This is a genomic window from Microbacterium sp. Ag1 (assembly GCF_001005635.1).
In the GTDB taxonomy this organism is placed as follows: domain Bacteria; phylum Actinomycetota; class Actinomycetes; order Actinomycetales; family Microbacteriaceae; genus Microbacterium; species Microbacterium oxydans.
Genome location: NZ_LBCR01000031.1, coordinates 14000 through 33714 on the forward strand (window position 1 = coordinate 14000; position 19715 = coordinate 33714).

A 19715-nucleotide genomic window follows, 5' to 3' on the forward strand; every position below is an offset into this window, starting at 1 on the left:
CGATACCCGCCGTCACCGTGTGCCGTCATCGAGCACACGGATTTCATCGGGCGAGCTCGAGCAGAGCCACCGGATACGTGTTCAGCAGCTCGGCCAGCCGGACCGGCCCCGGTCCGATGCGTCGGCCGGTCAGCAGGTCGGTGGCGGGGAGGTCGGGGCGCATCATGACAGTGTCGCCCCATCCTCCGCGGCGCGCCAGCCCCATCGGAAGACGGGTGGCCACGACGGTGATCCCTCCGCGATGAGCCGCGACAGCGTGGTCGGCTGCCGCGCCCTCGACGACAGCGGGACGGTAGAACCGGAACAGCTCGGGGTTGTCTCGACGGGCGCGCAGTGCTCGCGACGTGACGAGCAGCTTCGCCCGCGCAGAGTCGTCGACGGCGGGGAGGATGCCCCGCGCGACCTCCGCGTCGAGCTCCGCGAGCATCCGCCTCCGCAGCTCGAAGTCGACCGGTCGACGGTTGTCGGGGTCGACGAGGGAGAGGTCCCACAGCTCCGTGCCCTGATACACGTCGGGGACGCCGGGCGCGGTGAGCTGCAGCAGCTTCGCGGAGAGCGAGTTGGAGCGGCCGGCCACCAGGATCTCGTCCATGAAGCGTTCCAGGATCGGTACGGCTTTGCCCTCGAGCGCCTGCGCGATCGTCGCGAGGCCCTCCTCGAACCGCGCATCCGGATGCTGCCAGGTCGTGGCCTCCGCGGCCTCGCGTGCCGCCTTGGTCGCATAGGCGAGGAAACGCTCGGAGGAGAGGGGCCACGCACCGACCGCCGCCTGCCAGAGGAGGGCATCCAGCGGACCGTGGCCGGTGGTCGCGATGGTGCGGAGTTCACCCAGCACCTCGGCCCAGCGCTCGGGGATCTCGGAGAGGACCGACAGTCGGGCGCGCACATCCTCCGAGCGCTTCGTGTCGTGCGTCGACAGCGTGGTCATCGAGTGCGGCCAGGCGCCGAGCCTGGCGTTCTGCCGCCGATGGAAGTCGTCGACCGTCACGGCGGGGATCGCGGGGTCGGCGCCCACCTCGGTGAGCGTTCCCAGTCGGGTCAAGCGGTAGAACGCGGTGTCCTCGACGCCCTTCGCCATCACCGCTCCGGTTACCTGAGGGAAGCGCTGCGCGACCTCGAGTCGGGGGTCGGACAGCAGCGGCTCGAGCTCGGCGAAGGCCGCCGAGAGGTCGGGGCGGCGTCGACGGGCCTCGGTGAACGCGACGCGCAGATGCTCGCGCCCCTCGGGGAGGTACGAGCGATAGACCGGGAAGCACGCCACGAGTTCAGCCAGGGCGTCATCGGCGTGCACGATCCCGTGGGGCAGAGTGCGCACGAGCCGGCGCACCTCCGCCTGCAGCAGCCCGTCGGCGATCATGCGCTTGGTGTCGTGGATCAGGTCAGGCCAGGCGGGGGCGGCCGGGAGCCCGGTCTCCGCACGCAGCCTCTCGTCGAGACTGTCGAGAGCGTCGACTCCCGCACGGTCGACGAAGAGCCGATCGATGTCGGCGAGAGCGTCGTATCCGGTCGTTCCATCGGTGCGCCACCACGCGGGCAGGGCTTCGCCCGGTTCGAGGATCTTCTCGACCAGCGTGTACGCCCGCCCCGTCGCGTCAGCCAGGCGCTCCAGATATCCGGTCGGATCGACGAGCCCGTCGGGGTGATCGACACGCAATCCGTCCGCGAGCCCGCTGCGGATCCATCGGATGATCTCGCGATGCGACTCCGCGAAGACGTCCGGCAGCTCGACTCGGAGGCCGGCGAGCTCGGAGACGGCGAAGAACCGTCTGTAGTTGAGATCGGTGTTCTGCTCCTCCCAGTAGCGGAGGTCGTAATGCTGGGCGGCGAGCAGTGCGGGAAGGTCGTCGGCCAGCTGCGCCGTGCCGGGGGCGAGCGGCAGCACGTGCTCGAAGTACGTCAGTACCCCGTCGGGCGCGTCGGGTGCCGGGGTCGTGTCGACGGCGAAGAGGCGCTCGGTGATCGCCTGTTCCGGTGATGAGCCCAGGATCGGCAGGATCAGACGCCCACCGCCGGCCGCCCAGTCGATGTCGAAGGCCGCCGCGACACGGGTCTCCCTCCCCAGACGCAGCACCTCCCACCACCAGGCGTTCTGGCGTGGGGCACCGACTCCCATGTGGTTGGGCACGATGTCGGCGAGGATCCCGAGCCCTGCGGCCCGAGCGGCGGCGGCGAAGCGCTCGAGTCCTTCCTCGCCTCCACGCTCGGGGTCGACGCGTCCGTGGTCGACCACGTCGTAACCGTGGTTCGAGCCGCTGACCGCCGCGAGCACGGGGGAGAGGTACGCCCAGGAGACGCCGAGGTCGGCGAGGTAATCGGTCACCCCTGCCGCGGAGTCGAGGGGGAAATCGGCGGTGATCTGCAATCGGTAGGTGGAGAGCGGACGCAGGGTCACGACGCCGCCTGCCCGCTCTGGGCGCGGAGGGAGGCGTCGACCGAGTCGTCGGCGGCCTCCGGCACTCCGTCGATCTCCTGCAGCACGAGGGTCGCCTTGCCGTCGAGCGGGATGCCGTCCCCGGGCTCCAGCGCGCGATCCGCGGCCAGTTCGCCTGCGGTGTCGACGACGATCCGCCATTGCGCACCGTGGCGCTCGTCGGGGATGACGAGGTCGATCGGCTCGTCGCCGCTGTTGAAGTAGACGAGGAAGTTCACGTCGGTGACGGGGCGCCCTCGCGAATCGTTCTCGCGGATGCCCTGTCCGTTGAGGAACATCCCCACGGAGCGCCCGAATCCGGAATCCCAGTCCTCCGGTGCCATCGGTCGGCCATCGGGGCGCAGCCAGACGACGTCGGGGATGCGGTCGTCGTCGGAGCGGCCGGGGCGACCGTCGAAGAAGCGGCTGCGGCGGAAGGTGGGATGCTCACGGCGGAGTCGGGCCACGGCGGCGGTGAACTCGACGAGGGGCAGGTCGGCCGCCTCCCAGTCGATCCAAGTGAGCTCGTTGTCCTGCGCGTAGCCGTTGTTGTTGCCGTGCTGCGTGCGGCCGAGCTCGTCGCCGTGGGAGATCATCGGCACGCCCTGCGAGAGCAGCAGCGTGGCGAGGAAGTTCCGCTGCTGACGCGCGCGGCGCCGGTTGATGTCGACGTCGTCGGTCGGTCCCTCCGCGCCCATGTTGTCGGAGCGGTTGTGGGATTCGCCGTCGTTGTTGTCCTCGCCGTTCGCCTCGTTGTGCTTCTCGTTGTACGAGACGAGGTCGCGCAGGGTGAAGCCGTCGTGCGCAGTGACGAAGTTGATCGAGGCGACGGGTCGTCGGCCGGAGTGCTCGTACAGGTCGGCGGACCCGGTGAGGCGGGAGGCGAACTCGCCGAGTGCCTGCGGCTCACCGCGCCAGAAGTCGCGCACGGTGTCTCGGTACTTGCCGTTCCACTCTGTCCACTGCGGCGGGAAGTTGCCCACCTGATAACCGCCGGGGCCGATGTCCCACGGCTCGGCGATGAGCTTCACCTGGGAGACGATCGGATCCTGCTGCACGAGCTCGAAGAACGCCGCGAGGCGGTCGACGTCGTAGAACTCGCGGGCGAGGGTCGCCGCGAGGTCGAAGCGGAACCCGTCGACGTGCATCTCGGTCACCCAATAGCGCAGCGAGTCCATCAGCAGCTGCAGGGCATGCGGGTTGCCCGCGTTCAGACTGTTGCCCGTGCCGGTGTAGTCCGTGTAGTAGCGCTTGTCCTCTTCGAGTCGGTAGTACGCCTCGTTGTCGATACCGCGCATCGAGAGCGTCGGGCCGAGGTGGTTGCCCTCCGCGGTGTGGTTGTAGACCACGTCGAGGATGACCTCGATCCCGGCCTCGTGCAGGGTGCGCACCATCGCCCGGAACTCCTGCACCTGCTGGCCGTGCTCGCCCGTCGCGGAGTAGGTGTTGTGCGGGGCGAAGAACCCCAGGGTGTTGTAGCCCCAGTAGTTCGACAGCCCCTTCTCCTCGAGCACGGAGTCGTCGACGAACTGGTGCACGGGCATGAGCTCCAGCGCCGTGATGCCGAGGCGCTGGAGGTGCTCGACGACGGCGGGGTGGGCGATGCCGGCGTAGGTGCCTCGGAGCTCTTCGGGGATGTCGGGATGCCTCTGGGTGAGCCCCTTCACGTGCGCCTCGTAGATCACGGTCTCGGCATAGGGGGTCTTCAGCGGTCGATCACCCGCCCATTCGAAGAAGGGATTGACCACGACGCTCTTGACCATCGCGGCCGCGGAGTCGTCGTCGTTGCGCGAGTCGGGGTCTCCGAAGTCGTAGCCGAAGAGGGGCTGGCCCCAGTCCATCCGCCCGGCCACGGCCCTGGCGTACGGGTCGAGCAGCAGCTTGTTCGCGTTGAATCGCTGCCCCTGGGCGGGGTCGTACGGTCCGTGCACGCGGTAGCCGTAGAGCTGCCCCGGCTGCACCGTGGGAAGGTAGCCGTGCCAGACGAACGCGTCCACCTCGGTGAGGGGCACGCGGGTCTCCGTGCCGTCCTCATCGAACAGGCACAGCTCGACGCGCTCGGCGCCTTCGCTGAAGAGGGCGAAGTTCGTCCCCTGACCGTCGAAGGTCGCCCCGAGCGGATATGCGGTTCCGGGCCAGATCTCGCCGCTCATCCGGCGACGGTGTGGTTGCGGGTGCCGGCTGCCATGGCATCGACGATACTCACTGCACGCTCGAAATCGTAGACCTGCGCGACCTCCACCGAGCGGGGATACGGGTGGCCCAGATAGCAGACGAAAAGCGGCGGCACGACGTCGATGTAGCCGACGGGACGATCGTGGCTGACGACGTAGCGGTCGAAGCCGACGCGCTCGCACACGGCTTCGACCGCGGGCCGGTGAGCCGGGCTGTCGGCGGGGTGCGCGGAGGCGTGGCGGGCAGAGCCAGTGGGGGTGGGGGTTCGGACGTTCATGGCGCCTCCTGACTCGTGGGGTGCTCCCACGCTAGGAACCAGACCGCCCTTCGGGAACACCGTTGCCAGGGCGGCGAGGAGGAGGTATGGCGCGTCCTTCTCCTCGCCGTCCGGGCGTCAGGTCTCGGCGGGATATCAGCTCTCGTGGGGGCGGCGTTGCAGTTCCGTGACGACGACGCCCGAGTCGTAGGCGACCGTCTGCACCGCATCGAATCGCTCGGGACGGTAAGAGCGCTCACGGAAGAGCGGGATGCCCGCCCCGAAGAGCAGCGGCTGCCGCTTCAGCACGAGTCGATCGATCTCGTCTGCGAGGGTTGCCGCGAGTGCGCCGCCGCCGCACAGCCAGATCGCTGCTCCCTCCTCCTGCTTCAGGCGTCGCACCACCGACACGGGGTTCTCCGCTGTCACTTCGAGGTTCTCGCCGTCCGCTGTCCTCGTACTGCTGAACACGATCTGGCGGAGGTGTCGATAGGGACTCGACAGCCCGCCCACGGCGTAGGTGTTCCACCCCATGAGGACGGTGTCGAACATCTCGCGCCGCTGCGGAACCCCGAGGGCTTCGGCGGCGACGGTCGGCAGCGTGTCGGCGAAGCGGGCATTGATGCCGTCCATGTGGTCGCCCTCGATGAGGAACGCGTCGAATTCACCGTTCGGACCGGCGATGTACCCGTCGAGGCTGACGGCGGCGTAGTACACGAGCTCTCGCATGGTTCTCCAATCACTACATCTGTAGCGGTTACAGTACAACAGGCGTAGTGATTGCGCTAGGGTTCCTTCCATGGTGAAGAACGACTCGCGACGACGGACCATCGCGGATGCGGGACTCGCCGTGCTCGCACGCGAAGGATCACGGGGGCTCACGCACCGAGCCGTCGACGTCGCCGCTCAGGTCCCGATCGGCACGACGTCGAACTACTTCCGCAGCAGGGACGCCCTGATCGAAGGACTGGTCGAGCGGATCGGGGAGCGTCTCGCACCGAGCGCCGATGATCTCGAACGCCGCGCGAAGGCCGAGCCGGGACCCGCGCTCTTCGCCGACTACCTCCGCGACATCGTGCGACGCCTGACCGACGATCGGGACGTGACGCTCGCGCTGTTCGAGCTGCGGCTCGAGGGCGGTCGGCGGCCCGAGGTCGCAGCCGTCCTCGGTGCGTGGCAGCGCGCCGGGTTCGACGCCGACGTGGCTTTCAACACCGCGGCGGGACTCCCGGGAGGACGCCGCGAGATCGCCCTGTTCCACTATGCGATCGATGGACTCCTGCTCGACAGGCTCACGACGCCCATCGATCAGGAGACCTCCACCGACGACGTCATCGACGACCTGGTCGCCGGGCTCCTCCGCTGACCCGACGAGGTGTTCCCTCGGGGGCGCGCTGCTCGTACACTGAGGCAACGCACGCTCTCGACGATCGGAGACCGCTGTGTCTGCGCCGTGGCAGGTATCCCGCGAGTCGCTTCCCCCGACATCGCGACTTCTCATCGAGCGTGCGCACGAGGAGCTGCTCGCCGGGAACCTCGAAGACCGGCGTCTGCAGGAGGTGCGGCCACTCGTCCGGGAGTCGTGGGAGCGGGCATGGCGCAGTCGCGTCGGCCCCGAGGGCGCTCCTCCTCTCGATCTCGTGAGCGACGAGCTGGACGCCTATCGGCTGGCGCATCCGCTCGCCTCCGTCATGGACATGATCCGTGCCCTCCTGCTGCCCGGCGAGGCTCAGGATGCCGGTGTCGTCATCGCCGTCGGCGACCAGGCGGGCCGTCTGCTGTGGATCGAGGGCGACAGGCAGCTGCGGTCGCTCACCGACGACATGGGCTTCGTCGCGGGAGCGAACTGGTCGGAGGATGCCGTCGGCACCAGCGCACCCGGAACCGCTCTGGTGCTCGGACAGTCCGTGCAGATCCGCGGCGCGGAGCACTACAACCGTCTCGTGCACCCCTGGTCCTGTACCGCGGCTCCCGTCCGCGACCCGGAGACGCACCGCGTGCTCGGGGTCATCGACATCACCGGGGGAGCGGAGGTCGTCTCGCTGCAGGCACGGCTGCTCGTGGATGCGACAGCCCGCGCCGTGGAGTCGGAGCTGATGGTGGCGCGTCTGCGGGCGCGCAGTGAGGCGCACCGGCCTCGTGCGTCGGCTGCGAAGTCCCGGGTGCCGGCAACGGCGCGGGCGACACTCCACGTGCTCGGACGCGATCGGGCCCGGTTGGAGACGGAGTCGGACCACGAAGAGTCCGTGATCGAGCTCAGCGCCCGTCATGCCGCGATCCTGCTGATGCTCGGCGTGCACCGACAGGGACTCTCGGCCGAGCGCCTGTGCGAGCTCGTGTACGGACCGGGCGTCTCGCCCGACACGCTCCGCCCCGAGATGGTCCGGCTGCGGAAGGTGCTCGAGCGCACGGCTCCCGACCTCGTGCCGGAGTCGCGACCGTACCGCCTTCCCGTCACCCTCGACACCGATGCGCACGACGTTCTGTCGCTGCTGGACCGAGGTGCCCACAGGGTGGCGCTCACCGCCTACCGAGGACCGGTGCTGCCCGAGTCGACGTCGCCGGGTGTGGAGGAATTCCGCGAGGCGGTGCGCGCGGCGCTGCGGGAGGCGATGCTGTCCGAGGCGAGTCTCGACGTGCTGCTCTCCTATGCGGAGATCCCCGAGGGCCAGGGTGACGCCGAAGCCCTCCGCCTCGCGCTGGAGATGCTCCCCGCCCGGTCGCCGAAGCGCGCGGGACTGGTCGCGCGGATCGAGCGTCTCGAGGCCTGAGGCTCTGCAACCGGTCGCAACGTTGCGCATCGGGTCGCAACGTCGGTCGACCTAGCTTCGGGGAAGAGCCGCAGCACCGAAGCGCGGCGCACCCGTCGAAGGAGACCCCCATGACCATCGTCGAAGAAGACGTGTCCGTCGCCCCGTCGTCCACCGCATACGCCGCCCCCGGGCAGCCCGGAGCCGTCGCGAACTATCGGGCGCGCTACGGCCACTACATCGGTGGCGAGTTCGTGGAACCCGTCAAGGGCCAGTACTTCGAGAACGTCAGCCCCGTCAACGGCAAGCCCTTCACCGAGGTCGGGCGCGGCACCAGCGAAGACATCGACCGGGCGGTCGAGGTCGCCTGGCAGGCATTCGCCGGCTGGGGCAAGACGAGCCCGGCCGAGCGGTCGGTGATCCTCAACCGCATCGCCGACCGCATCGAGCAGCACCTGGAGGAGATCGCGGTCGCCGAGACGTGGGAGAACGGCAAGCCCGTGCGGGAGACGCTCGCGGCCGACATCCCTCTCGCGGTCGATCACTTCCGCTACTTCGCCGGAGTGCTTCGGGCTCAGGAGGGCGGCATCAGCCAGCTCGACGAGAACACCGTGGCGTACCACTTCCACGAGCCGCTCGGCGTGGTCGGGCAGATCATCCCGTGGAACTTCCCGATCCTGATGGCGGTGTGGAAGCTGGCGCCCGCGCTCGCCGCAGGCAACTGCGTGGTGATCAAGCCGGCCGAGCAGACCCCGGCCTCACTGCTGTTCCTGTTCGACATCATCGGCGACCTTCTGCCCGCCGGCGTCGTCAACATCGTCAACGGGTTCGGCATCGAGGCGGGCGCTCCGCTCGCGCAGCACAAGCGCATCCGCAAGGTCGCCTTCACCGGAGAGACCACGACCGGGCGACTGATCATGCAGTACGCATCGCAGAACCTCATCCCGGTGACGCTCGAGCTCGGAGGCAAGAGCCCGAACGTGTTCTTCGAAGATGTCGCCCGCTCGACGAACGACCCCTTCTACGACAAAGCGCTCGAGGGGTTCACGATGTTCGCGCTCAATCAGGGCGAGGTCTGCACCTGCCCGTCTCGCGCCCTCATCCAGCGCTCGATCTATGACGGCTTCCTCGCCGACGGCCTGGAGCGGGTGGGCAAGGTCGTGCAGGGCAACCCGCTCGACCCCGCCACCATGATCGGAGCTCAGGCGTCGAACGATCAGCTGGAGAAGATCCTCAGCTACATCGACATCGGCAAGCAGGGCGGTGCGCGGCTGCTGACCGGTGGCGAGCGCGTCGACCTCGGCGGCGATCTCAGCGAGGGCTACTACGTGGCTCCGACCGTGTTCGAGGGCACGAACGACATGCGCATCTTCCAGGAGGAGATTTTCGGCCCGGTGCTGTCGGTCACCTCGTTCGACGGCTTCGACGACGCGATCTCGATCGCCAACGACACCCTGTACGGACTGGGCGCCGGGGTGTGGAGCCGCAGCGGCGACACGGCCTACCGCGCGGGACGGGCGATCGAGGCCGGACGGGTGTGGACCAACACGTATCACCAGTACCCGGCGCATGCGGCATTCGGCGGATACAAGCAGTCCGGCGTCGGACGGGAGAACCACAAGATGATGCTCGACCACTACCAGCAGACGAAGAACCTCCTCGTCTCGTACGCAGAGGGGCCGATGGGCTTCTTCTGAGTCACCTCTCCGGGCGGGCGCACGAGCGTCCGCCCGGAGATATTCTCTGAAGGGAACGAACCGTGATCGGCGAAGAGACCGTGGAACGCGTGGCCGTGACGGAAGCAGCGGCATCGCTCGTGCGCGACCTCACGGCCCAGCACGGACCCCTCATGTTCCACCAGTCCGGCGGCTGCTGCGACGGCTCATCACCCATGTGCTACCCGATCGGCATGTTCATCACCGGGCAAGGCGACGTGCTTCTCGGGGCGCTCGACGTCGGCCTGGAGCGGCCCGTCGAGGTGTACATGTCGGAATCGCAGTTCGAGTACTGGAAGTACACGCACCTGACGATCGACGTCGTGCCCGGCCGCGGTGCGGGTTTCAGCGTCGAGGGCCCCACCGGCATGCGGTTCCTGATCCGCTCCCGGATGCTCTGACCTACTCCGGTCGCGATATGACAACCGAATCGGCGAATCCAGCTGTCATATCGCGACGGGAGCCGCACTCAGCGCGGCAGCCGAGGAACAGCGTCGACGAGTGCCCGCGTGTAGGGGTCCTGTGGAGCGTGCAGCACGTCGGACGTGGCGCCCTGCTCCACCACGCGGCCGTCCTTCAGCACCACCGTCCGGTCGCAGGCCGAGGCGATCGCGGTGAGGTCGTGCGACACCATCACGAGCGAGAGGCCGTTCTCGCGGCGCAGTCGATCGAGCAGTTCGAGCACCTGCACGCGAGTGGTCACATCGAGCGCGCTGACCGGTTCGTCGGCGAGCAGTGCCCGGGGGCGGGAGACCACGGCTCGGGCGATCGCGATGCGCTGACGCTGTCCACCGGAGAACTCATGCGGGTAGCGGCGTGCGGTGTCGGCAGGAAGCCCGACCGCGTCGAGGGCCTCAGAGATGCGGCGCTGGGCATCCGCACCGGACGCCAGCCCCAGCGACCGCAGCGGTTCGCCGACGATGCGGTCGATGCGCTGTCGGGGGTCGAGCGAGGAGTACGGGTCCTGGAAGATCGGTTGCACGCTCGCGCGGAAGCGACGCATCTGGGCGCGGTCGCGCGGGCTCAGGGCGGTGCCCTCGAACAGCACCTGCCCGCCGAGCGGGGTGGCGAGCCCGAGCAGCAGTCGTAGGATCGTGGACTTTCCCGCACCCGACTCGCCGACCAGGCCGAGCGAATCGCCTTCATCGATGCTCAGAGAGACGTCGTCGAGCACGCGACGGGATCCGTAGGCGAAGCCGGCGCCGTGCAGTTCGAGGAGCGTCATCGTCCGCCCTCCTCGGCGTCGAGGAATGCGTCCAGAGCCCGGGCGCTGTCGACCAGCATCCTCGTGTACGGCTCGGCCGGCTCGTGCAGCACCTGCGCGACCGTACCCGATTCGACCACGAGGCCGTCGCGCAGCACGACGATGCGTTCGACCATGCGCGACACCACGGCCAGATCGTGGCTGATGAACAGCAGCGCCATGCCGCGCTCGTCGACGAGGCGTTCCAGCAGCGCGAGCACGCCGTCCTGCACCGTCACATCCAGCGCGGTGGTCGGCTCGTCGGCGATGAGCAGCTGCGGGCGCGCGGCGAGGGCGATGGCGATGGCCACACGCTGACGCTGACCGCCGGAGAGCTCGTGCGGGTAGGAGCGGGCGATGCGGGTGTCGGTCAGGGCGACCTCGTCGAGCGCGGTGGCGACGGCCCTCGCGAGCTCACCGCCACGCAGCCCGAGATGGCGTCGCAGGGGCTCCGCGATCTGACGCCCCACCCGCATCAGTGGATCGAGCGCGGTGAGGGGCTCCTGGAACACGATCTGAGCGACGGGACCGCGCAGCGGACGCAGCTCCGCATCCCGCGCGCCGACGACCTGGTGCCCGCCGAGCAGCACCGAGCCCGATGCGCTGAGGGCGTCAGGGAGCAGGCCGGTCGCCGCGAGCGAGGTCAGCGACTTGCCCGAGCCGGACTCGCCGATCAGCCCCAGGCGCTCACCCGCCGCGAGGGAGAACGAGACATCGCGCACCAGCGGCCCGGAAGCAGAGCGGACTGTGAGGCCCGTGACGTCGAGAATACTCATCGACTCCTCCGGCGGGTCGGGTCGGCGAGGTCGCGCAGACCGTCGGCGAGGAAGTTCACACCGAGCACCAACGCGATGATCGCGATACCGGGAGCGATGGCACCCACCGGGGCGACGAGGACGGTGCCCTGCGCTTCTTGCAGCATCCGTCCCCACGATGCGTTGGGCGGCGGGGCACCGAGGCCCAGGTACGACAGGCTCGCCTCGGCGAGCACCGCGGCGCCGAACTGCAGCGCAAGACTCACGGCGAGGGTGGGGGCGATGTTCGGCAGCACGTGCTGGAACACGATGCCGAGCACCCCGGTACCGCTCGTGCGCGCGGCGGTGATGTACTGCTCCTGCAGCACGCGGCGCGCCAGGATGCGGGTGAGGCGGGCCACGACCGCCGACATCGCGAGTCCGATCGCGAGCACCGCCGACCACAGCGACGCGCCCTGCACGGCGACGACCAGCATCGCGAGCAGCAGCACGGGGAAGGCGATCACGACGTCGAGTCCCGCCGAGAGCGTGTCGTCGACCCAGGGGCGGGCGAAGGCGGCGATCAGCCCGATGATCGTGCCGAGGAGTGCGGCGATCGCGACGGCACAGGTGCCGACGATGAGGGCGATGCGTGCGCCCCACATCAGCTGCGAGAACAGGTCGCGTCCGAGCCGGTCGGTGCCGAGCAGGTGCAGCGCGCTGGGCCCTTCGAGGCGGCCGCCACTGGTGTCGGCGAGCGGATAGGGCAGCCAGAACAGCGACACCAGAGCGATCAGCACGATGAGACTCGTGAGCACGATGCCGATCAGCAGCGTCGCCTTCGGACGTCGCCGCACGGGTACGGATGCAGTGACCAGCTGTTCGGCGACGCGGCTCATCGGTTCCCCGAGACGCTCGTGCGCAGGCGCGGGTCGATCAGGCGCTGCAGGATGTCGGCGGCGAACCCGACCAGCAGCACGAAGAGGGTGCTGACGACGAGGACCCCCTGGATCACCTGGAAGTCATGCTGCTCGATGGCCGACAGCAGCAGGCTTCCGAGTCCGGGCAGGGTGAAGACGCTCTCGACGACCACCGCGCCCAGCAGGGTGGTGGACAGCTCGATGCCGAGCACCGCGACGACCGGCACCGCGCCGTTGCGCACGCCGTGACGCAGCAGCGCCTCGCCCATGCCGGAACCTCCGGCTCGGGCGGTGCGCAGGTAGTCGCTGCCGAGCACATCGAGGGTGGCCGAGCGCACGTAGCGGCTGAGGGAGGCGCTCATGACGATCACGATCGTGATCACCGGCAGCGCGAGTGAGCGCAACGCGTCGGCCGGATCCTCCCAGTCCTTGCGGGGAAAGCCGCCGGAGGGCAGCACGCCCAGTCCGAGCGCGAACACCCAGACCAGCACCACGCCGACCCAGAACACCGGAACCGCGACGCCGAGCTGTGCGAACCCCGACAGCACGATGCCGTACCAGCGGTCGGACTTCACCGCGGCGGTGATGCCGATCACGAGCGAGACGAGCAGCGCGATCGCGAAGGCGATGAGCGTGAGCGGAAGGGTCACGGCAAGGCGATCGGCGATGTCCGGTCCGACCGGACGCGAGCTGAGGAAGGACTCGCCGAGATCGAAGCGCAGCAGTTGGCCCGCCCACGTCGTGAACTGCTGGAGCAGCGGCTGGTCGGAGCCGACCTGGGCTCGCGCGGCCGCGATCTGTTCGGGGGTCGCATTGACCGAGAGCAGGGCATTCGCAGGGTCACCGGGGAGCAGGCGCAGCAACACGAAGATCGCGATCATCGCGACGACGAGCGAGATCGCGAGGAACGCGAGGCGGCGCAGCAGATAGGCGAGCATGGCTTCTCAGGATGACGTGGGGGGATGCCGACGCGCGGCATCCCCCCACGCACGTCAGGACTTGACGATGTCGTAGGCGAAGAACTGCGAGTTCAGGCCGTTGACGGGGTAGCCGCTGAGGTCGCTGGAGGCGACCACGATCTGCGGGTACAGGTACAACCATACGCTCGCGGCATCAGCGGCGATCTTCTCGTTGACCTGCTTGAGCAGGGCGGTCTGCTCATCCGTCGTGGCTGCCTGCTCGGCGTCGGCGACCCACTTCTGCACGTCGGCGTCGTTGTAGCCCCAGTAGAAGTCGGGGTTGCCGTACCAGACCACATCGCGGTCGTTCACGTGCTCCTGCAGCGTCGCCTGGAAGTCCTGCTCCTTGAAGACCTTCGTGTACCACTCGTCGGCGCTGATCGTGTTGATCTCGACCGCGATGCCGACCTCGGCGAGCTGCGACTGCAGGAACTCCGCGACGGCGGGGTGCGGGTCGTAGCTCGGGGTGTCGAGGGTGAAGGTGAACCCGTCGGCGTAGCCCGCCTCCGCGAGGAGCTTCTTCGAGAGGTCGACGTCGTACGGGTTGACCTGCGTGAGGTCCTCGTACCAGGGGTCGGTGGGCGGCACCATCGATCCGATCAACGTGCCGTAGTCGCCCCAGATCGACTCGAGCAGCTTCTTCGTGTCGATCGCGGAGTAGATGGCCTTGCGCACGAGGGTGTTGTCGAAGGGAGCGACGCGGTCGTTGAAGGCGAGCAGCTCCTTCGTCGTGGACGTGCCCTCGCTGACGACGTAGTCGTCGGAGTCGAACTGCGTGAGCGAATCGGGGCTCTGCACGCTGGTGATGACGTCGATCTCGCCGGTGACGAGGGCGTTGTTCTCGGCCGTCGCGTCGGTGAAGTACGTGTAGACGACCTCCGCGTTCTTGGCCGGGTCGCCCCAGTAGTCGTCCCAGCGCTCGAGGGTGAGGGTCGAGCCCTTCTTCCACTCGTCGAGCGTGTAGGGGCCGGTGCCGTCTTCGGTGGTCGTGATGTCGCCGGCCTCGTCGTTCACGATCCAGACGTAGCTGAGGTTGTACAGGAACGAGATCGATCGCTGCGAGAGCGTGAACACGACCGTCTTGTCATCGGGGGTCGCGATGTCGGAGATCGTCTTGAAGCTCGACTTGCGGGCGGAGACCGAGTCCTCGGCGGTGACGGCCTCGATGCTCGACTTCACGTCGGCGGAGGTGAGCGGGTCGCCGGAGTGGAAGGTCACGTCGTCGCGCAGGGTGATCGTGTACGTCAGGCCGTCGTCGGACACCTGGGCATCTTCGGCGAGGAGCGGCTCGACCTCGCCGTCGTCGGTCAGCCGGTACAGGCCTTCGTAGACGTTTCCGGTCAGCGCTTCGGTCACACCCTGGCCGCCGCCCTGGGTGTTGCTGAGGTTGGTGGGCTCGTACAGCGAACCGATGAAGATCGTGGCGTCTTCGCTCGCGGTGCCGTCGTCGTTCGCGCCGGACGCGCAGCCGGCCACGAGGGCGAGCGTGGCGACGGCGCCGAGCGCGCCGAGGATGCGGGTTCTTCTCATGAGTACTCCAGGGTGAGCGGGTGCGGCGTCACGCCGCGTAGATGTCGAAGCCGTCGCGGAAAACGACGTTCTTCTCGCCTGCTCGGATAGGCAGGGGGAAGCGGTTGGATGCCGGCGGGAGCGGGCAGTTGTACTGGGCGCTGAAGCCGCAGGGAGGCACGAAAGCGCGGTTGAAGTCGAGGACGACGGAGCCTTCGTCGTCACGCAGCTCGACGAACAGGAAGCGCCCGGATCCGTAGGTCTCCGATCCGTTCGTCTGGTCGCCGAACACGAGCAGCAGCGTGCCGCCGTCGTCGAAGGCGGCGAGGGTGTACTCGTGGCCGTCGAGCTCGAGGCGGATGTCGCCGGGGACGACCAGGTCGCGCGTGCCGCCGTTGTCGCGGATGTGCTCGAACGACACCCTGCGGTCGCCGGAGACCGGGGTGAAGTGTCCTTCGAGCACCCATGCCGGGTCGTACTCGTAGGTGTCGATGCGGTCGAAGGCGCGGATGGCGGGGGAGTCGGCGTCCCAGACGCGCAGTCCGTGCTCGGCCGCGCCGGTCTCGATGTTCGTGCGCTCGATCGGCGTCACGGTGACCGTGTCGGCCGCGGCGCGCTGTTCGGCGTCGAGGTCGGGGCGCTCCCCGGTCCAACGGGTCTCGACCAGGGCGAGGTTGCCGGTCGCGGACGTGACGGCGGTGCGGCGCGCGGCCTGCCAGTGGGTGTGATCTTCGCGTTCAGACATCACTTTCAATTCTCTTGCATGCAGAACGCGGTGGGGTCGGGCGCGTCACTCGGGGTAACGCGCGTTGAACGGGAGAGATCCCACTTCGCGTACGGAGATCTGCCGTACACTTGGGTTCCATGACCGTATCTGCATCTCCGCTCAAGAGCGCCCGGCTGGAATTCCGCGTCACGGCGGATCAGAAAGCGGCGATCGAGGAAGCGGCCGCGATCGAGGGTCGCACGGTGACGGACTTCTCCGCGTCTGCGCTCGTGGAGCGCGCGCAGGAGGTCATCGAGCGCGAACGCCGATCGCAGGTCGACGCTGTACGGTTCGAGGCCTTCATCGAAGTCATGGAGCGTCCTGCGCGTTCCATCGATGGTCTGCGCGAACTGTTGCGACGCGAAACCGTCTTCGTTGACTGACTTCCTGACTCCGCGACCGCTCGCTGCCGGTGACCGGCTGTCGGAATTCCGTTGCGGCGAGGAGAGCCTCGATATCTGGCTGCGGGGCCGGGCGCGCTCGAACGAGAAGCGCGGGGCATCGCGCACAATGGTCTCCGCCACGCGGGAAGGGAGAGTGGCTGGCTACTACTGCCTGTCTTCCAGTGCCATCGACCGCGCAGACGGACCGCCGCCACTCGCCGCAGGTATGCCCGCGTCGATCCCCATCGTGCTGCTCGGGCGTCTGGCGGTAGACCTCGAGTATGCGGGCCGCGGGCTCGGCTCCTCGCTTCTGCAACACGCGACCATGCGGGCGCTCGAGGCCGCGGAGGCGATCGGCGTCCGGGCGATCCTCGTGCACGCGATCAACGACGAGATCGTGCCGTTCTACGAGAGATTCGGCTTCACGACATTCCCGGAGGCCCGGCGCACGCTCTTCCTCCTTGTCAAGGACGCGCGCGCGACCCTCGCCATCTGAGGCGAGTGGAGAGACCTCACCCGTTGAGGCGCTCGGTGAGATGCACCGTCACCTCGTCGCCGTCGCTCTTGCCGATGCGCTTGCGGATCGCGGCCGCGATCGGGAGCTTGTGCGTCCCGTCGCCGAGCGCCATGAAAGCTCCCCGGAAAGGCTCGCCGTCGACGGTACCGGCGACCTTCACGAGTCCGCGCGTGCCGAAGATCGTCGCGGAGTCGCCGAGTTGCACGCAGGTCCAGGTGTCGCCTTCGCGCACCTTTCCGAGGGTGGCGGTGAACGTGATGTCGAGTGGCGTGGGCATGGCGGTCTCCTTCTGGATCAGAGGAACGATCCGACGATCGCCCCGATGATGACGAGTTTGAGGGTCCAATCGAGCAGGTGGATGCCCGCCGCAGAGGGTGCGGTGCCCTCGTGTACGACACCGCCCATGAGCAGGGTGAGGGGGAGCGCGCTCAAAGCCAGCCCGAGGAGGGCCCCGGTGCCGATGCCGTGCCACCCGGCCGCGAGCATCAGACCGGCCACGAGGCACGAGGCGATGAGGCTGCGAAGCACGACGGCGTCCATGGACGAGGTGGCGAGGCGAGCGCGCATCTCGAAGGCGTCGCTGTACCGGGAGCACGACTCGAAGTCCGCTCTGTACGCGGCTGTCGTACGACACTGGGCGCTCGCGGGGCGAGACGCCATGCGACCCGCTCTCGAAGCGCTGAAGGCGAACCCCGACATCCGGGCGGGGCTCGTGACGCTCGGTGAGACCATGCGCGCCGGAATGCTGAGCGCTCCAGTCATGGCGATGCGTCGCCTCGTGGTCGCTGAGGCCCCCGCTCATCCCGAGGTCGCGCGAGATTACCTGGCGCAGAGCTGGGACACCAACATCCGCAATCTCGCTGAGGCGATGACCGGACTCTCCGATACGCACGGACTGGTCGTCGACGATGCGGAAGCCCTCGCGAGCGAGTTCACCTGGCTGGTCGTCGGTGCGCCGCTGAACGCCGGGCTTCTCGGTGGGGAGGGCGCTGCGCAGCCGGTGACCAGGGCCGTCGACCTGTTCTTGACCGCCTACGATCGTCGCTAGCTCGGAGCCAGGTACGTCGAGTCTCAGTCGCAACATATTGCAACCTCTGCCGGTATACCATTTGGGCATACGCCCAGCAGCGTCAGTCCCCAGCTGACCGTGGGCGGGGCGGCTCAGCCGTCATGCGGAGGGAGAGCGGATCTCTTTTCGATCCCGAGGGGGGATGGGGTGGGAGCTCGGTCCCCAGCCGGCACCCACCCCCACACTCGGGCTCTCCGCCACCGCCGCTCCGGCGCGAGCAGCTCAGTTCAGTCTGCTCAGGATCCAGAACCCGACGATCGCGAACAGGACGATGACGGGTATCCACGTCCCTCCCCGCTTCAGGCGACGACCCTGCGGTGCGACGCCCGGTGGTGGGATGAGCATGCCCGCGGGTGGGGAGAAAGGGAGGGCGGGCGTCGACGGCAGCGCCGTGGCCGCTGTCTCGGCCGCGAGGCGTTCGTCGCGCCACCGCGCCCACTGATCGAACTTCGTCAGCAGTGCTCCGACGGTGCCGAACAACCAGGCCCAGGTGGCGGGGTCGAGGGTCGCGACCTTGCGCTGCGTGTACAGGAACAGCCAGTCGTCGACGATCTCCACGTCGAGCTCTGCGGCGTTGTCGATGAACCGCGCCATGATGTCGGGCGTGAACAGGTACAGCGCATCGCGTTCGTATCCGCGGGGGCAGTAGAGCGTGAAGTGCTCGTCGAAGTCACCTTCGAGCGACAGCCGTTGGCTCTTCTGGAACGACGCCGGCAGATTCGATCCGAATCCGTTGTTGCCCTTGGCGTCGAGCACGATGTTGGGCAGCGGCACATCGAGCTTCACGGCCACGTACCCCCAGCGATAGGTCGTGGAGTTCTTCCCCGACTGCACCGTGTACTGGTAGTTGCCGAACTCGACGAATCGCGGCCTGGCGCCCCTGATCAGATCGGTCGCCTGCCGTGCGCGCCCCAGGTGGAAGATCACGCCGGGCAGGGGCGGGTCGGCGACCTTCGGCTCATAGGTCATGCCGTTCGCCTCGGCGAAGCCGTGCAGCCGGTACCGCCGCACCCGCGCGTTGCGGACGCTCATCCAGATCATCACCCCGACCGCGGCCAGGAGCAGCGCGATCAGCACGATGGGGATCGCCGCGGCGGCGGGAGACTCGCCGAACGACGCCAGGCTCAGCACCACGCCGACGAGGGTCGGGATCAGGACGACCGCGGCGATCGCGATGGCGACGATCCCGATGATCGTGGAGGCCGAAGGTCCCCCGGTGGGTCGGGAACGGAGCTCGGCCGCGAAGGCACGCACCTTCGCGGGATCGACGGGGTCGGTGAGGGGGCGGGCGTCGAAGCTCATCGGCGGGCGCTCAGCTGTTCACCGTGTCGGCGCCCCAGGTGAGGTCGGCGCCTTCCGGGATGGGGAGGGCTTCCAGCCGCTCGTCTGCGCAGAGCGCCTCGACCAGTGCGGGGGAGCCGGCCACGATCGTGGAGTCGAAGTCGACCTCGCTGACCATGACCCAGGAGCGGTCCTCCGGCCACAGCAGGCTCGGGCTCTGCGCCGAGGGCGGGAACCCGTGCTCCTCGGCAGGGCGATCACGCCACGGCACCTGCAGCACCCACTCCGGATCGGCGAAAGCGCGAGGGGGTGCGGAGAACAGCACGTGGTCGCGGCCGGGCAGTGCGAGCCTCGGGCCTTCGGAGATCTCCCTCGACAGGATGCCCTCCTGCCAGGTGGGCCTGCGGAAGACGTTGTTGAACGGGTCGCGCGCGCTGCGGTCGAGCATCGCCTGATGGTTCGGGTCGTCCGAGAACGCCAGGAAGGATCGTGAGGGGGTGATCCCGAAGAAACCGAGCAGTCCCCCTCGTCCCTCCCACAGCGCGGCGAACCCGGAGTCGGGGGTCTGCGTATGGTCCACGAGGTGCGCGGCGATGGCTGCCAGGTGCGCGGGGTCCAGCTCGCCCTCCATCGGGGCGGAGAAATCGCGACCGTCGGGGGCCATCCTCGTGCGCCAGTCGCTCTCGGGCGGGGTGCGCACCAGTCGCTGCCACTGTGCGAGCGGGTGCAGAGCCGTGCCGAACGCCGCTGCCGTCTCTGCCCACGAGACCTGCTCGTCGACGAACTCGGCCATGAGCGCGTGCTGCTCCGACTCGGGCATGCGCACCAGCTCTTCGGCCGTCGGGAGCGGTCGTCCGGGCAGCGATCTGACGATGGCGGGATGGAAGATGCGCGCGTACGCCGGATACCCGCGAGGCACGACGCCGTGCATGGTCTCGTAACCCGCGTCGAGCCGCTCACGCAGCCATGCCCCCGCCGAGGGATCGGCTATCCACTCCATGCCACCACGCTACCCGGCGTACTGCTGC

General features: G+C 68.5%; 21 protein-coding genes. 7 read left to right on the top strand and 14 right to left on the bottom strand.

Annotation, left to right across the window (positions count from 1 at the left end):
- Nucleotides 1–43: 43 nt before the first annotated feature.
- The 4 genes from treY to AAY78_RS11755 all read right to left on the bottom strand — a co-directional run bounded on the left by treY (nucleotide 44) and on the right by AAY78_RS11755 (nucleotide 5570).
- Entirely contained in the window at nucleotides 44–2392 is a 2349-nt protein-coding gene (treY, locus tag AAY78_RS11740) for a malto-oligosyltrehalose synthase (RefSeq protein ID WP_046748500.1), read from the bottom strand.
- A complete protein-coding gene (gene glgX, locus AAY78_RS11745) occupies nucleotides 2389–4563 on the bottom strand; it encodes a glycogen debranching protein GlgX (RefSeq protein WP_046748501.1) in 2175 nt (724 codons plus the stop codon). Before glgX ends, treY begins: the two co-directional genes overlap by 4 nt.
- Entirely contained in the window at nucleotides 4560–4862 is a 303-nt protein-coding gene (locus AAY78_RS11750; RefSeq protein WP_046748502.1) for a hypothetical protein, read from the bottom strand. Before AAY78_RS11750 ends, glgX begins: the two co-directional genes overlap by 4 nt.
- Before the next feature lie 135 nt (nucleotides 4863–4997).
- Complete coding sequence (locus AAY78_RS11755; protein WP_046748503.1) at nucleotides 4998–5570, bottom strand: dihydrofolate reductase family protein; 573 nt, start codon at nucleotides 5568–5570, stop codon at nucleotides 4998–5000.
- Nucleotides 5571–5640: 70 nt separating this feature from the next.
- On the opposite strand from AAY78_RS11755, the gene AAY78_RS11760 reads away from it, so the two are divergent.
- The 4 genes from AAY78_RS11760 (at nucleotide 5641) to AAY78_RS11775 (ending at nucleotide 9707) form a co-directional block, all read left to right on the top strand.
- Nucleotides 5641–6207: a TetR/AcrR family transcriptional regulator gene (locus AAY78_RS11760; RefSeq protein WP_046748504.1), complete on the top strand. Its 567-nt coding sequence runs from the start codon at nucleotides 5641–5643 to the stop codon at nucleotides 6205–6207.
- A gap of 76 nt (nucleotides 6208–6283) precedes the next feature.
- Nucleotides 6284–7612, top strand: a complete 1329-nt coding sequence (locus AAY78_RS11765; RefSeq protein WP_046748505.1) for a transcriptional regulator — start codon at nucleotides 6284–6286, stop codon at nucleotides 7610–7612.
- A gap of 110 nt (nucleotides 7613–7722) precedes the next feature.
- On the top strand, nucleotides 7723–9288 hold the full coding sequence (gene exaC, locus AAY78_RS11770) for an acetaldehyde dehydrogenase ExaC (protein ID WP_046748506.1): 1566 nt from the start codon (nucleotides 7723–7725) through the stop codon (nucleotides 9286–9288).
- A 62-nt stretch (nucleotides 9289–9350) separates the two neighbouring features.
- Nucleotides 9351–9707 carry a DUF779 domain-containing protein gene (locus AAY78_RS11775; protein ID WP_231589709.1) on the top strand — a complete coding sequence of 119 codons (357 nt, stop codon included), beginning with the start codon at nucleotides 9351–9353 and terminating at the stop codon, nucleotides 9705–9707.
- 68 nt (nucleotides 9708–9775) lie between these two features.
- Here AAY78_RS11775 and AAY78_RS11780 read toward each other — a convergent pair whose 3' ends face one another.
- Genes AAY78_RS11780 through AAY78_RS11805 form a run of 6 tightly spaced genes read right to left on the bottom strand, consistent with a single transcriptional unit; the run spans nucleotide 9776 to nucleotide 15416 of the window.
- Nucleotides 9776–10531 carry an ABC transporter ATP-binding protein gene (locus AAY78_RS11780; RefSeq protein ID WP_046748507.1) on the bottom strand — a complete coding sequence of 252 codons (756 nt, stop codon included), beginning with the start codon at nucleotides 10529–10531 and terminating at the stop codon, nucleotides 9776–9778.
- Nucleotides 10528–11325, bottom strand: coding sequence for an ABC transporter ATP-binding protein (locus AAY78_RS11785; protein WP_046748508.1), 798 nt, complete (start codon nucleotides 11323–11325; stop codon nucleotides 10528–10530). The genes AAY78_RS11780 and AAY78_RS11785 overlap by 4 nt, the downstream gene beginning before the upstream one ends.
- Complete coding sequence (locus AAY78_RS11790) at nucleotides 11322–12182, bottom strand: ABC transporter permease (protein WP_046748509.1); 861 nt, start codon at nucleotides 12180–12182, stop codon at nucleotides 11322–11324. Before AAY78_RS11790 ends, AAY78_RS11785 begins: the two co-directional genes overlap by 4 nt.
- A complete protein-coding gene (locus AAY78_RS11795) occupies nucleotides 12179–13141 on the bottom strand; it encodes an ABC transporter permease (RefSeq protein WP_046748510.1) in 963 nt (320 codons plus the stop codon). Before AAY78_RS11795 ends, AAY78_RS11790 begins: the two co-directional genes overlap by 4 nt.
- Before the next feature lie 54 nt (nucleotides 13142–13195).
- On the bottom strand, nucleotides 13196–14692 hold the full coding sequence (locus AAY78_RS11800; RefSeq protein ID WP_046748511.1) for an ABC transporter substrate-binding protein: 1497 nt from the start codon (nucleotides 14690–14692) through the stop codon (nucleotides 13196–13198).
- Nucleotides 14693–14720: 28 nt separating this feature from the next.
- Nucleotides 14721–15416, bottom strand: coding sequence for a DUF1684 domain-containing protein (locus AAY78_RS11805; protein ID WP_046748512.1), 696 nt, complete (start codon nucleotides 15414–15416; stop codon nucleotides 14721–14723).
- Nucleotides 15417–15535: 119 nt separating this feature from the next.
- On the opposite strand from AAY78_RS11805, the gene AAY78_RS11810 reads away from it, so the two are divergent.
- Nucleotides 15536–15820, top strand: coding sequence for a type II toxin-antitoxin system TacA family antitoxin (locus tag AAY78_RS11810; protein WP_046748734.1), 285 nt, complete (start codon nucleotides 15536–15538; stop codon nucleotides 15818–15820).
- Complete coding sequence (locus AAY78_RS20200) at nucleotides 15774–16316, top strand: GNAT family N-acetyltransferase (RefSeq protein ID WP_046748513.1); 543 nt, start codon at nucleotides 15774–15776, stop codon at nucleotides 16314–16316. The genes AAY78_RS11810 and AAY78_RS20200 overlap by 47 nt, the downstream gene beginning before the upstream one ends.
- 16 nt (nucleotides 16317–16332) lie before the next feature.
- On the opposite strand, the gene AAY78_RS11820 is transcribed toward AAY78_RS20200, so the two are convergent.
- Nucleotides 16333–16614: a DUF1905 domain-containing protein gene (locus tag AAY78_RS11820; RefSeq protein ID WP_046748514.1), complete on the bottom strand. Its 282-nt coding sequence runs from the start codon at nucleotides 16612–16614 to the stop codon at nucleotides 16333–16335.
- 17 nt (nucleotides 16615–16631) lie between these two features.
- Nucleotides 16632–16865: a hypothetical protein gene (locus AAY78_RS19935; protein WP_164734135.1), complete on the bottom strand. Its 234-nt coding sequence runs from the start codon at nucleotides 16863–16865 to the stop codon at nucleotides 16632–16634.
- Between AAY78_RS19935 and AAY78_RS11830 the strand changes: the two genes are divergently transcribed.
- Nucleotides 16849–17385 carry a TetR/AcrR family transcriptional regulator C-terminal domain-containing protein gene (locus AAY78_RS11830; RefSeq protein ID WP_197077695.1) on the top strand — a complete coding sequence of 179 codons (537 nt, stop codon included), beginning with the start codon at nucleotides 16849–16851 and terminating at the stop codon, nucleotides 17383–17385. The genes AAY78_RS19935 and AAY78_RS11830 overlap by 17 nt on opposite strands.
- Before the next feature lie 243 nt (nucleotides 17386–17628).
- Here the strand turns inward: AAY78_RS11830 and AAY78_RS11835 are convergent, their stop codons facing one another.
- Nucleotides 17629–18708 (bottom strand): hypothetical protein, encoded by a 1080-nt coding sequence (locus tag AAY78_RS11835; RefSeq protein ID WP_046748515.1) that lies wholly within the window; start codon nucleotides 18706–18708, stop codon nucleotides 17629–17631.
- A 10-nt stretch (nucleotides 18709–18718) separates the two neighbouring features.
- Nucleotides 18719–19687, bottom strand: a complete 969-nt coding sequence (locus AAY78_RS11840) for a hypothetical protein (RefSeq protein WP_046748516.1) — start codon at nucleotides 19685–19687, stop codon at nucleotides 18719–18721.
- Nucleotides 19688–19715 lie beyond the last annotated feature (28 nt).

Excerpts from the sequence above, each read along its gene's own strand:
- AAY78_RS11820 (WP_046748514.1), bottom strand. The coding sequence starts at position 16,614 with ATGCCCACGCCACTCGACATCACGTTCACCGCCACCCTCGGAAAGGTG.
- AAY78_RS11790 (WP_046748509.1), bottom strand. The coding sequence starts at position 12,182 with ATGAGCCGCGTCGCCGAACAGCTGGTCACTGCATCCGTACCCGTGCGG.
- AAY78_RS11785 (WP_046748508.1), bottom strand. The coding sequence starts at position 11,325 with ATGAGTATTCTCGACGTCACGGGCCTCACAGTCCGCTCTGCTTCCGGG.
- AAY78_RS11800 (WP_046748511.1), bottom strand. The coding sequence starts at position 14,692 with ATGAGAAGAACCCGCATCCTCGGCGCGCTCGGCGCCGTCGCCACGCTC.
- AAY78_RS11835 (WP_046748515.1), bottom strand. The coding sequence starts at position 18,708 with ATGAGCTTCGACGCCCGCCCCCTCACCGACCCCGTCGATCCCGCGAAG.
- AAY78_RS20200 (WP_046748513.1), top strand. The coding sequence starts at position 15,774 with ATGGTCTGCGCGAACTGTTGCGACGCGAAACCGTCTTCGTTGACTGAC.
- AAY78_RS11805 (WP_046748512.1), bottom strand. The coding sequence starts at position 15,416 with ATGTCTGAACGCGAAGATCACACCCACTGGCAGGCCGCGCGCCGCACC.
- AAY78_RS11760 (WP_046748504.1), top strand. The coding sequence starts at position 5,641 with ATGGTGAAGAACGACTCGCGACGACGGACCATCGCGGATGCGGGACTC.
- AAY78_RS11780 (WP_046748507.1), bottom strand. The coding sequence starts at position 10,531 with ATGACGCTCCTCGAACTGCACGGCGCCGGCTTCGCCTACGGATCCCGT.
- AAY78_RS11810 (WP_046748734.1), top strand. The coding sequence starts at position 15,536 with ATGACCGTATCTGCATCTCCGCTCAAGAGCGCCCGGCTGGAATTCCGC.
- AAY78_RS11830 (WP_197077695.1), top strand. The coding sequence starts at position 16,849 with ATGAGGCTGCGAAGCACGACGGCGTCCATGGACGAGGTGGCGAGGCGA.
- AAY78_RS11750 (WP_046748502.1), bottom strand. The coding sequence starts at position 4,862 with ATGAACGTCCGAACCCCCACCCCCACTGGCTCTGCCCGCCACGCCTCC.
- AAY78_RS11795 (WP_046748510.1), bottom strand. The coding sequence starts at position 13,141 with ATGCTCGCCTATCTGCTGCGCCGCCTCGCGTTCCTCGCGATCTCGCTC.
- AAY78_RS11755 (WP_046748503.1), bottom strand. The coding sequence starts at position 5,570 with ATGCGAGAGCTCGTGTACTACGCCGCCGTCAGCCTCGACGGGTACATC.
- exaC (WP_046748506.1), top strand. The coding sequence starts at position 7,723 with ATGACCATCGTCGAAGAAGACGTGTCCGTCGCCCCGTCGTCCACCGCA.
- glgX (WP_046748501.1), bottom strand. The coding sequence starts at position 4,563 with ATGAGCGGCGAGATCTGGCCCGGAACCGCATATCCGCTCGGGGCGACC.
- AAY78_RS11840 (WP_046748516.1), bottom strand. The coding sequence starts at position 19,687 with ATGGAGTGGATAGCCGATCCCTCGGCGGGGGCATGGCTGCGTGAGCGG.